The organism is Synergistaceae bacterium (genome assembly GCA_031267575.1).
Classification (GTDB): domain Bacteria; phylum Synergistota; class Synergistia; order Synergistales; family Aminobacteriaceae; genus JAIRYN01.
The window spans coordinates 1-15,075 of record JAIRYN010000010.1 but is presented as its reverse complement, the minus strand read 5'-3'; the positions used below and the strand labels follow the sequence as shown (position 1 = coordinate 15,075).

Here is a 15,075-nt window from a genome sequence, read left to right as displayed (position 1 = left end):
CGACAAAAACAGCCAACGGTGGCGTTTGTTTTGTATTTGGTTTCTTGCCATATGTCTACTTTTATGTTAAACTTCTTTTATGGCTTATCAACGCGAGATGCGGCGCGAGATGCAGGGTAGAACACAACCGGGATATTAATGCGGCTGTAAATATTCTCAGAGTGGGGCATCCACTTCTTAAAGGAGAAGACGTAAGACCGGTTTCAGTCGGCTGTCTTTGTCGATCTGAGACTCCCACAACTTTAGTCGTGGGAGTATGTCAAATGCAATTTCTGTAAATATCTTCGATAACTTCTTGCGAGATTGGGAGCGGGTTGTCGCTCAAAAATCTTTGTCCTTCTCGAACGGTCCACCTCGCCATCTCTCGGCATCCGGCCTCATTGACGCCGAACTCGCGAAGCGTTTGGCGAGGCGAGACACACGCCAAGAGTCCGAAAAGGCTTTTCCATACATCGGATCCAGTTACATCGCGTTGCCCACAGCTCAGAAGAGTCCTCAACATTGCTTCCAAACTTGAGGTATCCGCGTTCAATCGCCGGTACGTTGCGAAAACTTCTTCGAAGATCAGGTAATTCGCTTTCCTGTGCGGTACGTTGCACGTGGCGCTTATGGGATGAGAAAGAGCATGCACGAGCCCCGCGTTGCCAGCGACCATTCCTACCATTGTGCTTGCCGTCAGGAACGACTGTAGATCGTCCGATACAATTTCAGCTTTTACGCCTCCTGTTTCGGCCAGTTTCTTATATCCCGTCAAAAGCCGCTCTATGGCCGATTCTACAACCGTTCGAGTGAACAAGGTGGAGTTTGGGGAAATGTAGGCTTCCATCGCGTGACTCAACGCGTCAATCGAGTTGGTCACAAAGACCTCATAAGGAAGAGTGCGCAACAAGTCTCCGATCAATATAGCTTCGTCCGGGAATAGAGCGGGCGCGGAAAGCTCTCGTTTTGTTTGCTGCTTTCCGACAGCAATAGTCGTGGTGTCGGTAACCTCGCCATCAATCCCACAAGTAGTTGGAACAGCCAGCAATTTGCATTTGCGTGGAAGCTCTGCCCTCTTGTTAAAAATTTCCTCGCAGCGTAACTTGCTTCCGAACACGAGCAATTTTGAAATGCCGATAATCGTGCTTCCTCCGACGGCGACAATATGTTTATACGCCCGTCCGTTTTTTGTTTCGTTCTCGTCGATGGCTTCGAGCATCGCGTCCACCATTTCGTCATCTGGTTCACCTTCGCGGTCCTGGTACAGAACGTCGCATGACAACGGCTCTTCAGTAAATACGGCTTTTGCTATACGCTGACTGCTGATAAGCAGATCTTCATTTCCTATCCGCCACTGCCGCAGGAAATCCTGAAAACTGTAGCTTTTGGAGATAGTGGTTTTCACGAAAAAACTCATAAATTTTACCTCCTCAATACAGATGGGCAGATCATCGGGTTTGTTTATGATAAGTCACTTCACTATATCGCCGTACTGTTTTTTGAGAAGAGACAAAAGTGGCATATTGATATGCGAATATTGATATGCCGTTATGGAATATTCATTACCAATTTGGGTGTCCTCATTGCCTATGCACAGGGAATTATGCACAGGGAATATTGAAACGCAGTCTTTCGATCTTCCGATTTTTTGAGCGTACTAATATCTACTTATAGCTAGTAGATACATTTCGCATAGTATTCTGAAGACCATATACCATATAATCTAAGGAAAAGCTGAATCTTGCAAAGTTTATCCAAAGATAAACACTTTTTAAAAAATTGATTCTCGATATCTCGATATAATCTTGGTTTTCGGTTTCAATATCGATGTTTTCGTTGAATATTTTACGTTCGGAACTTCTCCAAACAACCTCTTATATTCAGTTTTTAAAATACGAAAGGAGCATAACAAGCTACTATCGTAATGTCAATAAGAAGGAGTATGATATAAATTTAATATAAATTTGTCGCGCTTATAATCAATTCGATATGCTCAGTCTCTGTCCACCTCTGAATCTCGTTTTAGGTTCTGTTAGACCATATATTCCCACATCATCAATATATTTTCACATCATCCGCGCACAGCGCTGTGACGGATTTTTCAAAGTCTTCCATCCCGAAGACCTCCATAGTTACAGTCTCCAGACCGGGTTCGAGAGAGAGCCTTCGAAAGAGGTCGCCAGCAAAGCCAAAAGGGAGACAGTCGAGACTTTCGTGATCACGTCCGTCCTTCGTCCCGTGAAGGTGGACGTTACGGCATCTCGGCAGCCATTGGTCCAAATGCTGCCATATATCCGCGTTGAATAAGAGCAAGTGCCCTATGTCGACGCATACTGACGTGTCGAACAACTCCACAATGACGGTCTCAACTTCGAATGTCTTGTGAATATTTTCTACCGCGAGATCTCGCGGCGAGGAAAATTCCCCGGTCAGTTGGTTCATACTGCTTCTCAGTCTGTCGATATGGACTTCTGGATCCTCGCCCTCTGGCGGAAGAGAGAGATGCAACACCCAACATATCGGGGACAGCGGCTGGGAGAGCTTGACAATTCTTTTGAAACGCTCGATCGAGGTTCTTCTTTGCGTTTCGTCAGAGCTGGCAAGCTCTATATCTCCAGGAAGGTGTACCGTAAAAGCGAGCCCGGCGTCCTCGGCGATGCGTTTGAACTCCTCCACGTCGGAGGCTGTTGGGATGTTGGACAACTCCGGGGTCTCGAACAGCACGAGCTGCACCTCGTCCACTTTGCCAGAAAGCCATTTCAGGTTGTCCAAAATGCAAGCTTCGCGGATGTAGGAAGTTGTTCCTATCCGAAAAGGAAAATGTATCCAGGGAGAGACGCCCTTCTTTCTCACAGCCCGCTCTTGCCTATCTCTCTTGATTTCTGCCTTCTTTTCTGCCCTCTTTCGTGACAATCCCGCAATACCCTGTTTAGATAGCGGGTCAGTTGCTGGCCTCGACGCTATACTCTCGAATCTCTTCTTCTTTAATATATCAATATTTAATGTATCAATATTTATCAATATTTTTATTTTTTATCGAGTATGATAACGAATATTGATTGATAATGGATTAACATACTCCCACGACTAAAGTTGTGAGATTCTAAGATCGACAAAAACAGCCGACTAAAACCGGTCTTACGTCTTCTCCTTTGAAACCGGTCTTACGTCTTTTCCTTTAAGAGTGGATGCCCCAACTCTTAGAATATTTACAGCCACATTAATATCCCGGTCGTGTTCCGCCCAGCATCTCGCGTTGATAAGCCATAAAAGGAGTTTAACATGAAAGTAGACATATGGCAAGAAACCAAATATAAAACAAACGCCGCCAACAACGGCGTTGCGATTCTCATCGCTTTATCGTAAAATTCTATGTAGATTACCTTAAAATTACCAGGATATAAAATATGCTCAACAATCGAAAAATCGATAATTTTGTGCTTCTTCTTTGAGAGACAATGTTTGAGAGACAATGCGCTCGGTCGATCAGTCGATCAGTCGAATTGTACGATATTTTCATACCGAGTCGATAGACTAAAAAAAGGATTGTGGGGTTTGTCGAGTTATGGAACTCAATTTAGGCATTGAGACGAGAAATGAATACCTGTATTTGGAACTCATGAAGGGCGCGATGACACTCGTCAAAGACGTCATGCTGATCGAGCCTGGGGAGAACGTCGTCATCACCGGAGACACGTCTTCCGATCGGCGAGTAATCGATGCGGTCGCTCAGGCGACGTATGCCGTGGGCGGAATCCCCACCGTCATCACTTACGCCACAGCTCCTAACGCCTGCATGGAGCCTCCCTCCCCCATCGGAGCTGCCGTGAGCCGCGCGGACGTTTGGATCGAATTGGCGTATTCTTACATCATGCATTCTCAGGCTTTTCGCGATTCGATGGACTTCGGAACGCGGTATATCTGCTTGACCGGCATGGACGTGGAAATGATCGTGAAGACCGTCGCCAGAGTGGACTATGACGCAATGATCGGGCTGGGCGAGTATATGAAAAAATCTCTGGAAGAATCAGACGAGATCATCGTCAAAGCCCAAAACGGCACCGACCTGAAGGCATACAATAAAGGGAGAAAGATTCGCCATTCCGGGCAGAAGGCCACACGCAAGGGATACCCCATCATGTTGGGCGGACAGATAAGCTGGTGTCCGGTGGAGGAGACGATCGAGGGCAAGCTGGTGTTCGATGGAGCGCTGTGGCCGCCTCTTTCCATTGGCAAGTTGAACGCTCCTGTAGAACTTCTGTTGAAAGAAGGCCGCGTTGTCCGGGTTTCGGGAGGCGCTCAGGCGGAAACGTTCCGCGCGTGGCTCGATGGGTTCAGCGACGAAAACATGTACCGGCTGGCCCATTATTCTCTGGGTTTCAATCCGGGAGTGCTAGCTGTTACTGGGCGCATCGTGGAGGACGAGCGGGTGTTCGGCTGCATGGAGTTCGGCATTGGCAGTCAGGGAAAAGCGATCATGGGCGCCTTTTGGACGGCGGCGTCCCATACCGACGGAACGTTGTTGCGCCCCACAATTGTTCTCGACGGCAACGTCTTCGAGCGAGATGGCATTTACGTGGACGAGGGCGTGCGAAAGCTGTGTCGAAAACTTGGCGTGCCGGGATATTGATTAGAGTTCACAGGGGGGTTGGTAACGAGTTCTGCCCTCCTGAGCTTGAATAAGAAAACGGGGGCAAGAGTCATGAAAAAATTTTCCGTGTGTTTTTTGGTGCTTTGCGCGTTGTTAGCGGCCAACCTGGCGGGAGCCGCCGAAAAAGGAGACGGCATTTTTCGGGTGACGCAGGTCATCATGCCGAAATGGGACCCGGCTGTGGGCTCCGATTACGCTTCCGGAACAGTTCTGATCAACGTTTACGACAGCTTGGTTTTTCCGACTCCGGACGGCGGGGTCAGACCCTGGGTGGCCGAAAGCTGGAAAATTTCAGAGGACGGCTTGACGTGGGATTTTAAAATCCGTCAAGACATCGTCTTTCACAGCGGCAACAAGCTGACCGCCAACGACGTGGCCTATTCCATGAAGCGGCTGTTAGAGATTGGAGAGGGATTTGCCTTCCTCTTCTACTCTTACGTCGACTCCGTGGAGGCGGTGGACGACTACACGGTGCGTTTAAACTGCAAAGTGCCTTACGGACCTTTGCTGAATAGTCTAGTTCGCTTCTACATTCTGGATCAGAAACTGTTGGAGGCCAATTACACCTCAGTGGGCGACTATGGGGACAAGGGCGACTACGGCAAGACCTACCTGCTGGAGCACGACGTCGGTTCCGGCCCTTACGTCATCGACAGCGTCAGCACCAATATGTCGGTGGGAGGCAGCATTTTCAGCGCCTACTGGACCGGTTTTGAAACGAATGTGCCGGAAAAATTCCTGATTTATGCCTCCAACGAAGCCGTCAGAGTCAAGACCATGATGAGCCGCCAGGAGCTGGAGTGCACCGACCATTATCAAACAACGGAGAACATCCAGTCGATGCTGGACTCCGATAACACCCTCAAACTGGCCTTCAACTACGCGGGCAGCGGCATCAATTTCTGGATGAACAACCAGAAAGCGCCGGTGGACGATCCCAAAGTGCGGGAGGCTCTGGGATATCTGGTGGATTACACCACCTTGTGCACGATGATTCTTCCGGACTCCGTTCAGAAAAAGAGCGTCGTACCCTCAAACTCCCTGGGTTACGAGGCCGTGTTCGACCTTTCCCTGGACCTGGAAAAGGCGAAAAAAACCCTCTCCGAGTCCAAGTACGCGGCGACGATCGCCGACTATCCCATTGAATTGGTCTGGAACTCGGAGTCCGCCGACCGGGAAAAGGTCGCTTTGATGATCCAGGCTTTGGCTTCGCAAATAGGACTGAAAGTTTCCATCGTGGAACTACCTTGGTCCACCATTGTGTCGAACTCCGCCAACGTGGACACATCCCCTATGGCGACCCTGGTGTCCATCACCCCGGTCACCTCCGACTCGGCCTCTCAGTTCGTATCGCAACTGCGATCCAAGACTACCGGCACGTGGGAAAACATGAACTGGGTCAACGATTCGACGCTGGACGCCATGATCGACAAAGCGTTGGCCTTGGTGAACATCGATGAGCGCGCGGCCGCCTATAAAGAAATTCAAAGGTACTGCGCCCAGCGGTTTCTCTTCATTCCCCTCACGGAAACGCCGGAACGTTTGGTGTACCAGTCTTCTTACGTCGAAATGGCTCCAAAGATCGGGCTGCAAGGTTTTTCGCTTTACCTTAGAGACATCAAAATCTACCCCGACCGTCAAAAGTAGCAAGAGCGCCATCGTATTGGAGGGTTAAGGGCTTGCCGTCACTGTTGATAACCGTTTTGAAAAGGCTGGGCTGGGCGTTGGTCGTACTGATCGGCTTGTCCATGTTGATATTTTCTTTGATGCGCATCATTCCAGGCGACCCGGCTCGCCTGGCTCTCGGCCCCAGCGCCCCAGAAGAGGTGGTGGAAAGGTATCGAGAGCGTATGCACTATAACGAGCCTCTGCCGGTTCAATATTACTACTGGCTCACGGACATGCTGCAAGGAGACCTAGGGGTTTCGACGGTGACGAAGCGCGGGGTTCTCCAAGACCTGCGCGAATTTTTGCCCGCCACGCTGGAGCTGGCCATATGGGCGGGTATTCCTCCCATATTCTTCGCCCTGCTTTTGGGTGTGTTGGGGGCGATGTACAAAAATCGCTGGCCGGACTACCTGATACGCTTTTGCAGCTACGTTATCATCGCCACACCGACGTTTGTGTGGGCCGTTCTCTTTTTGCTGACCTTCGGCTACTGGGTGCCGATTTTGCCCTCCATCGGTGGACGCCTGAGCATGGGCTTCGAGGTTCCGCCGGTTACGGGGCTGATGGTGTTCGACGCGTTGATCGCCGGGCAGCCAGCGGCGGCGTGGGATGCCTTCACTCATCTGCTTTTGCCGGCACTGGCACTTTCTCTGGGGCACACCATGCAGGAGGCGCGCTTGACCCGCTCCTACATGCTAGAAAACGAGGGAAAAGATTACATCACGATGATGACCTCTCAGGGGGTACCGCGCGAGGTCATTAACCGCAAGTATCTTTTGAAACCGTCGATCATTCCCACTGTTTCCATTATGGGGCTGGATATTGCCGCTATTTTCGGGAACGCGTTTTTGGTGGAGACGATTTTCAACTGGCCCGGCATGTCCCGTTACGCCATGAGCGCCATCTTGGGTAAGGACATCAATGCCGTTTGCGGTGTGGTGCTGGTCTTGGGCGTCATCTTCATCTCGACCAATGTGCTGGTGGACATGGTGGTGATGATTCTCGACCCCCGTATGCGCCAGTCTCGTGCCAAGTAAATAAAGGTGGCATCATGATGTTCTTGAAAGAATCTTTTAAAAATACGCTGAAAAAAAGCTGGCTGAAATACTCCGAAAGCAAGATCACGGTGTTGGGCCTGGTGATCGTGGTTGGTTTTGTCCTTTTGGCCTGCGTGGGAGAGTACGTCGTTCCGTATCCCCAGCACATCGGTTCCTTCGTGGATTTCGCCAACGCGAGCCAGCCTCCGAGCCTCCGACACCCCTTCGGCACCGATCTAATAGGGCGAGACATCTTGAGCCGTATTGTCGGTTCATTCCGCAACACCCTGCTGATGGGGGTGATTGTGCTTTGTGTCTCCGCGCCGGTGGGCTTCATCGTGGGGGTCGTCGCTGGGTATAACAAAGGAAAGCTAATCGACACTGTTTTGATGCGGCTCACCGATATTTTTTTAGCGCTCCCGCCTCTGGTGTTGGCCTTAGCCGTCGCGTCCGTCCTGGAGCCGAACATGATCAACTCGATGCTGGCGATCACGGTCATGTGGTGGCCTTGGTACGCTCGTTTGTCTTATGGTGTGGCCTCGTCGCTGCGGACCGAAAATTACATCGTCTACGCCGAACTGACGGGGGCCGGAACATTCCACATCCTTTTCAGGGAAATTTTGCCGAACTGCCTCTCTTCGCTGCTGACGAAAATGACCCTGGACATGGGCTACGTGATCATCATGGGCGCCACTCTGAGCTACGCCGGCCTCGGCGAGCAAGCGCCTAAACCGGCTCTAGGCAGCATGATCTCACAGGGAGTCAAGTATATGCCGGGGCAATGGTGGTTTACCGTTTTCCCCGCCCTGGCGATTATCGTCATCATTTTGGGTTTCAACCTCTTTGGGGACGGCATCAGCAACATGTTGGGAGCGGATGAAAGTTGACAAGCGTCAGCGAAAATAGACAAGAAAACGCGGCTAAAAAAGAAGCTAAAAAAGAAAGTGAAAAAAAGGCTTTACTGGAAGTCAAGGATCTGTCCGTTTCCTTCGACGTGTATGGAAAGAGCAGCCACGTTTTGGACGGTATCTCCTTTCGCGTCGGGGAGGGAGAGCGGGTCGGCCTGGTGGGGGAGTCCGGCTGCGGCAAGACCACGATGCTGAAGACGATCCTCAGAGTTCTGCCCAGAAACGCCATTGTGAACGGAGGGAGGATTTTATTCGAGGGGCGCGACGTCTTCGAAATGCCGGACACTGACCTAAACGCCATGCGCCGCAGGGGGGCCGGGATGATTTTTCAAGACCCCTCCAGCGCCTTGAACCCCGTTTTCAGCGTTGAATCGCAATTTTTGACCGCTCTCCAATACGCCAACCCCAAGAGCACACCGAAAAAAAAACTTTATGCCTTGGCGATCGAAGCCCTGAACAACGTGATGCTCCCCGACCCGAAGCGGATCATGAAGAGCTTTCCCTACCAGCTTTCCGGAGGAATGAAGCAGAGGGTGTGTATCGCGATCACTATCGCGGCCGGACGCCGGCTGATGTTGGCCGACGAGCCCGGTACGTCTTTGGATGTGACGATTCAAGATCAAATCTTGCGTCTCATCAATGGACTGACGGAGGATAAAGGGCTGTCGGTCATCATGGTTTCGCACTCTCTGGGCGTCATCCGTGAGTCCACCAGTTATGTCAACATCATGTATGCCGGAACGGTGGTGGAAAGCGGGGCGACCGAAGACGTTTTCAAGAACCCCCGACACCCCTACACCGTGGCTCTGATGGCCTGTGTTCCAAAGTTGACGGGGGACAGCCTCGCCGAGGGAATTCCGGGGCGCATCCCAGACTACACGCAGCCTCCGAAGGGGTGTCGTTTCGCTCCACGCTGCCCCCACGTGGAGGAAGTTTGCCGCGCACAGAAACCACCACATCGGGAAATTTCCCTGGGTCACCGCACCAGTTGCCATTTCGCAAAATAGGGCGATAAAAAAATTAGGACGAGAAAAAATGACGACAGGAAAAATACTTGAAATCAAACACTTGAAGAAATATTTCCCCTTGAAAAATCGCCTTGTGGTGAAGGCCATCGACGACGTGGACTTGGAGCTGCGCGAGGGAGAAACCCTGGGTCTGGTGGGGGAATCCGGGTCTGGCAAGAGCACCATCGCCTACATGCTGGTGGGGATGTACGAGGCGACGGAGGGCGACATCGTCTACAAGGGGGAAAAACTCGCCGGGCTTTACCGTACTCCGCGGCAAAAGGGAGAAATCCAGATCGTCTTTCAGGACCCTGGATCCTCCCTTAACCCCAAGCGAACGGTGCGTAAAAGTCTGATGGTGCCGCTGACCGTTCACGATAAGGAACTCTCGAAAGAACAAATGTACAAGAGGACCGAAGAACTGTTGGAAGAGGTGGGACTACCGGGTGACTTCGCGGACAAGTACCCTCACGCTTTGGGAGGCGGAGAACGTCAATTGATCTCCGTGGCCCGCGCTCTTGCCTCGCGCCCATCTCTGATCGTTCTCGACGAGCCCACCTCGGCTCTGGACGTTTCGATTCAAGCCAAAGTTATTGGGAAGCTGGTGAAGCTTCAGCGCGAGCGAAATCTTTCTTATCTTTTCATTACCCATGATCTGAGTCTCATGCGCAATGTGGCCGACCGCGTGGCGATTTTGTACTTGGGCCGGATGTGCGAGCAGGCGCGAACCTCGGAGTTTTTTCAGAACCCCCGCCATCCCTACACCCAGATGTTGCTCTCCTCGATACCGGTTGCAACGGTCGAAGAAGAGAAGCTGAAGTCCGAGAAGATTATCTCCTCCGGTGAAATCCCCAGCCCCGTCAACGTGCCCCAAGGATGCGCTTTCCACCTGCGCTGCCGGGAAAAGATGCCTATCTGCCAGCAAACGCGCCCTCAAATGCGGGAAATTTCGCCCGGTCATTCGGTTTGCTGTCACCTTTATTCAAGCCCGGAGGAGAGTTGCATTCCGGAGGAGAGTTGCATTATAGTAGGATAATTAAATATTAATTTCTATATCTATACTATAATATGATCACTATGGTGAGATTATACACGGAGTAATCGAATTTTTAATGTGGGTTTTCGGCGTTTGGCTCGAACAAGTCGTGAATAACAAGTACTAAACACAATCTGAAGTGGAGGGATGAAATGTGAAAAAGTTTCTTTCAGTACTATCTGTAGTGTCTATGCTTCTATTGTCAGCGGTGCTTCCCGCTTTTGCCGCGTCAGCCGGCGAACCGGTCGAAGGGGACGGCAAAGGATATACTCTCAGAATTTCCACGCAAATGGCCGATTCCGACCCATTCTGTCAGGGGTTTTATGCCCTCGCCGAGCGTGTGGCCGAGCGTACTGGCGGAAAATTCAAAGTTCTGGTCTATCCCAGCGCGCAGTTGGGCAGCGACGAGGATGTCATCGAGCAGGCGATCCAGGGCGTTAACGTCGCTGTGGTGACGGACGCCGGACGTATGGCGAATTACGTCAAGGACGTCGGTATCGTTGGTGTCGCCTACTTCGCCGACAATTACGACGATCTGCTGAAAGTCGAAGCCACCAACTACTGGAAGGAATGTATTCGTAAGCTGGCCGATGAAAATAACATCCGCATCTTGGCATTCAACTGGTTCGCTGGAGCCCGTCATTTCATGACGAACAAGCCGATCAAAACCCCGGAGGATCTGAAAGGTCTTCGGATTCGTACTCCCGGCGCGCCCGCTTGGTCCGAGTCGGTCCGGGCGTTGGGCGCCACTCCCGTCGCGATGGGCTGGACCGAAGTGTACACCGCCGTACAGCAACAGGCCATCGATGGCTGCGAAAGCCAACACTCCGCGAACTGGGGCGCACGCGTGTACGAAGTCCTGAAATATATCGATAAAACGGGACATTTCCAGCTCCTCAACGGTCTTATGGTCGGAGAGCAATGGTTCAAAACTCTCCCGGAATCTTATCAAAACCTTCTGGTAGAGGAGTTCACGAAACAGGGTGAGCTGACCTCCCAGGAAAACATCAAGCTCAGCGATCAGTACGAGGCTCAGATGGTGGAGAAAGGCATGGAGGTTGTCGAGGTAAACCTGGACGCTTTCAAGAAAGCCGCGGACACCGCTTACGAAGTTCTTGGCTTTACCGAGCTTCGCAAGCAAATCTACACGGAGATCGGCAAGTAACGAAAATCTCAAAACGTCGCGGCGGCCCCCAATACGCCTTCGCGACGTTTTACAACGAAAGGAACGTTGCGTCATGGCCGGAATTAAACGATATTATGAAATAGTCTGCAAAGTGGAGGAAACGTTGGCCACGTTCGGCCTTATCGTGATGACCGTTCTCATTCTAATCTCGGCTATAGGGCGGTGCGTAGGACGACCTCAGAATTGGGCGGTCGACATTTCCCTGCTTCTTTTTTCATGGGTTTCGTTCATGGGGGCGGACGTGGGCATACGCCAGAACAGGATTATCAACGTGGATTTCCTCACGTCGAGGCTGTCTTTGAATTGCCAGAGAGCAATCGCCGTTGCATGGTCACTGGTGGTCATCGTTTTCCTCGTGATTTTGATCGTCTACGGCATTCCGCTCTGCATCAGCAACACAAAACGGCAGTTTCAGAACATCGCTATGAGTTACTCCTACGTAACCGCCAGCCTTCCGATCTGTTCGTTCTTTATGATCATTTCCGCCTCGATCAAACTGAAAAAACAGATCCTCGATTATTCTTCAACGCTAAAAAACACCGGACTCGACGCCGTGTAAATTATCCGAGCGGAGGATGTAACTCATGACTTTGATGGTCTCTGTGTTTTTGATCTTGCTGTTTCTGGGGATGCCGGTGGCGTTTGCCATTGGCCTTTCTGGATTTATTTTTATCGTGGCGAGCCCAGATATTCCGGTGAGCATTACCGTGCAGCGCATCGTTTCGCAGACGCAGAACTTCACCCTACTGGCGATTCCCCTGTTTATTTTCGCCGGAAACCTCATGAACTCGAGCGGCATCACCGAGCGTCTGGTCAACCTTTCCAGAGTTTTAGTCGGTCACCTGCCCGGAAGCCTGGCCCAGGTCAGCGTCATTATGAGCACCTTGATGGGAGGCGTTTCCGGTTCCGCTAACGCCGACGCCGTCATGGAAAGCCGAATCCTTGGTCCTGAAATGATCAAACAGGGCTACTCCAGGGGCTACGGTGCCGCTGTCAACGGCCTTACCGCGCTGATCACCTGCACGATCCCCCCCAGTATGGGCTTCGTCATCTACGGCTCGGTAGGAGAGGTATCGATCGGCAGGCTGTTCGTGGGAGGCGTCCTCCCCGGTCTCTTGATGATGGTGTTTTTCATGGTCACCGTTCACATTACGTCAAAGAGACGGGGTTACATGCCCATCACCGATCGGGCGCCGACAGCGAACGAGGTGGGTCGTGCCTTGGTGCAAAACGTTTGGGCGCTAATTTTCCCGTTCATTCTTATCGCGGGTATTCGTTTCGGAGTGTTTACCCCCTCAGAGTCCGGGGCTTTCGCGGCGGCTTACGCCGTATTTGTGGGTAGCGTGATTTATAAGGAAATGACGCTCAAAGCGTTTTGGGATACCGCGAAACAAACCCTCGTGGACGTGGGGGTGCTGATGCTCATCCTGGGACTTTCAGGTACCTTCGGCTACGCGATCGTGTTCGACAGGATGCCTCAGACGATCGCGGAGATGCTACTGGGCATCACCTCGAACCAACACATCCTGTTGATCTTGATCATTTTCCTCCTGATTCTGGCGGGGATGTTCATTGAGACGGGAGTCATCGCTCTGTTATTGACGCCGGTGTTTATCCCCGTCATCACGAGGCTCGGCATCGACCCGGTACACTTCGGCGTTGTCATGATGACCACGGTGACGGCGGGCATCATGACGCCTCCTGTCGGTGTGGCGCTTTACTCCACCTCCGAAATCATGGGCTGCTCACCGCAAGAAACAGCCAAAGAAGCTATTCCTTTTTATATTATGCTATTCATTCTCGTTATGGTGTTGATCTTTTTCCCGCAGGTCGTACTGTTCCTGCCGAACCTCGTGTTCGGTTAGGCGTGCTGAAATATTTTAACTTCATTGTATTTATAGGGGGGAGCACGAGAAAATAGCTCCCCCCTATTCTGGGGCTACCAAAAGCCAAAGATCACGCGCGATCATCTACTGTACTTTTGTACTTTTTGCCGCAAAAAATCTAACTCTATCCAATGAAAAGGACACGGAAGCGCGGCAGCATCGAATCAAGATACCCAGCCTAGGCTGGGTAAAACTGAAAGAGTATGGGTATATACCTGTTGGGCTAAATGTAACGGGTATCACAGTCAAGGTTATAAGCAGGAAGATATTAGTGAAATGGGTTTATAAGGTTGTGCTTAACACCCCACCGTCTCAATTTATTCTTGGTTTCAATATCCATATTTTTGAACATCCGCGTAAATGGGTTCATTGCTAAAAAGATTAATGCCCAGATGTAGCTTAACCATGGAATTTTATGTTGCTTTTTCAACATAGAGTATATTGGCGTCAAGTATACGTCTCTTGTGAATTTCCGTGCTATAACCTTCCCTATTTGTTTTGTTCGAGTATGACTGTATCGTTCAAGGTCAAACACTTCAGAAAAACAATCTAAAGATCCCAGAGCTTCAAGTGAAAGAATAGTGCGTGTGCATTTGTCGCAGTAACCACAGTTGTGGGCAGAGCCAGTGCAAACAGAAAGGTACTTTTGAGCGAGTTTATCCGCGGCTATCAAAGACGTTTTCTCCAAACGACTATAGGGTGAGCCAGCTGAATAGAATGTCAGTATGTCAGTTGAAATCATCGGCATTGTAAAAACATCATAACGCGAAGTATCGAGGAGTTGCTCGCGATCAACCCCAAAATCGTCCAAACTACGAGTCGAAGAGAAATAGTATATTCGAAACATTTTTTGAAAAAGTAGTATACATCCATTTAGCGTAAACGAGAATTCCTGCGGTTGAAATTCCTTATATTTCAAAACCTGTCCCAAATTCGACCGAATATAGAATAATGGAAGTCCGACTTCATCCGCGAATTTTTTTGAATTCTGAAAAGTTTCACTAGCTCGGATGCTTGCGTCACCTATCAGATTGCCATTTCTATCCAAAGTTATATCCGCCTTAGCATTGTGTCCCGCGAACGTGCCCGCGTCAAAAAATGTGAGAATATTGACTTTGTTTTCCGCAGGAATGTCTTTTGTGACATTCAGTTTAAAAGTAGTCAAACTGTCGACTCCGCAGGTCATTCCTGTTCCCACATACTTACCACGGGGGAGGGGAGAGGCCATGGATGGACAATAAACCTTGGTTGCTCTTTTTAGTGCTGGTATGATAAATTCAGTTATTTGATAGTAAAGCCTTTCAGAAATCGGCAAATCAAATGTTACATCGTAATTGTGAGCTGCCAACCAGTGAAGCATACACACAAGTAAACCATCCGCTCGATCAATAGCAAGACCATTTTCGTATGAACTTTCAAACGTAAATGTTAAATCCGATAGTGTTCCATCGTAGCCGTTGTCTACTGAAACAGACAGTATAGTCATATCCTCGATTCTTGCAAGTGTAGGGCTGCCTACTTTAATCATTTTATTTCCCCTCTGATAAATATAAATCTGTTTTTACGATATGTAACTATAGGGTAGTATTTGTCGTTTGCTCATCGGCTTTAGTTCCTTTCCTAATCTGATATTTAGCAATGAAGAAAAGCTCTCTAATGACAAGGAATTTGGCGGCCAAAAACGGCGATATATACGCGAACACGGCGAAGGCTTTCT

12 protein-coding genes are annotated in these 15,075 nt (G+C 50.2%); 9 read left to right on the top strand and 3 right to left on the bottom strand.

Translation table 11 applies throughout. The features are described 5' to 3' along the window. Positions 1-259: 259 nt before the first annotated feature. Together LBJ36_01555 and LBJ36_01550 are read right to left on the bottom strand one after the other, a co-directional pair. On the bottom strand, positions 260-1,396 hold the full coding sequence (locus LBJ36_01555; GenBank protein MDR1377727.1) for an iron-containing alcohol dehydrogenase: 1,137 nt from the start codon (positions 1,394-1,396) through the stop codon (positions 260-262). 638 nt (positions 1,397-2,034) lie between these two features. Next, on the bottom strand, positions 2,035-2,751 hold the full coding sequence (locus LBJ36_01550; GenBank protein MDR1377726.1) for a sugar phosphate isomerase/epimerase: 717 nt from the start codon (positions 2,749-2,751) through the stop codon (positions 2,035-2,037). Positions 2,752-3,544: 793 nt separating this feature from the next. Between LBJ36_01550 and LBJ36_01545 the strand changes: the two genes are divergently transcribed. The 9 genes from LBJ36_01545 (at position 3,545) to LBJ36_01505 (ending at position 13,337) form a co-directional block, all read left to right on the top strand. Then, on the top strand, positions 3,545-4,609 hold the full coding sequence (locus tag LBJ36_01545) for a hypothetical protein (GenBank protein MDR1377725.1): 1,065 nt from the start codon (positions 3,545-3,547) through the stop codon (positions 4,607-4,609). Between the two features lie 72 nt (positions 4,610-4,681). Beyond that, on the top strand, positions 4,682-6,277 hold the full coding sequence (locus tag LBJ36_01540; protein ID MDR1377724.1) for an ABC transporter substrate-binding protein: 1,596 nt from the start codon (positions 4,682-4,684) through the stop codon (positions 6,275-6,277). Between the two features lie 32 nt (positions 6,278-6,309). Next, positions 6,310-7,335, top strand: a complete 1,026-nt coding sequence (locus LBJ36_01535; GenBank protein ID MDR1377723.1) for an ABC transporter permease — start codon at positions 6,310-6,312, stop codon at positions 7,333-7,335. A 14-nt stretch (positions 7,336-7,349) separates the two neighbouring features. Next, positions 7,350-8,222, top strand: a complete 873-nt coding sequence (locus tag LBJ36_01530; protein MDR1377722.1) for an ABC transporter permease — start codon at positions 7,350-7,352, stop codon at positions 8,220-8,222. Then, positions 8,219-9,250, top strand: coding sequence for an ABC transporter ATP-binding protein (locus LBJ36_01525; protein MDR1377721.1), 1,032 nt, complete (start codon positions 8,219-8,221; stop codon positions 9,248-9,250). The genes LBJ36_01530 and LBJ36_01525 overlap by 4 nt, the downstream gene beginning before the upstream one ends. A gap of 28 nt (positions 9,251-9,278) precedes the next feature. Next, entirely contained in the window at positions 9,279-10,286 is a 1,008-nt protein-coding gene (locus LBJ36_01520; protein ID MDR1377720.1) for an ABC transporter ATP-binding protein, read from the top strand. Between the two features lie 154 nt (positions 10,287-10,440). Continuing rightward, complete coding sequence (locus LBJ36_01515; GenBank protein MDR1377719.1) at positions 10,441-11,451, top strand: C4-dicarboxylate TRAP transporter substrate-binding protein; 1,011 nt, start codon at positions 10,441-10,443, stop codon at positions 11,449-11,451. 73 nt (positions 11,452-11,524) lie between these two features. Continuing rightward, on the top strand, positions 11,525-12,031 hold the full coding sequence (locus LBJ36_01510) for a TRAP transporter small permease (GenBank protein MDR1377718.1): 507 nt from the start codon (positions 11,525-11,527) through the stop codon (positions 12,029-12,031). Positions 12,032-12,056: 25 nt separating this feature from the next. Further along, positions 12,057-13,337 (top strand): TRAP transporter large permease subunit, encoded by a 1,281-nt coding sequence (locus LBJ36_01505; protein MDR1377717.1) that lies wholly within the window; start codon positions 12,057-12,059, stop codon positions 13,335-13,337. Between the two features lie 289 nt (positions 13,338-13,626). On the opposite strand, the gene LBJ36_01500 is transcribed toward LBJ36_01505, so the two are convergent. Then, the gene (locus LBJ36_01500; protein MDR1377716.1) at positions 13,627-14,886 is read right to left on the bottom strand and encodes a hypothetical protein; all 1,260 of its coding nucleotides are present in this window, start codon (positions 14,884-14,886) and stop codon (positions 13,627-13,629) included. Positions 14,887-15,075: the final 189 nt, after the last annotated feature.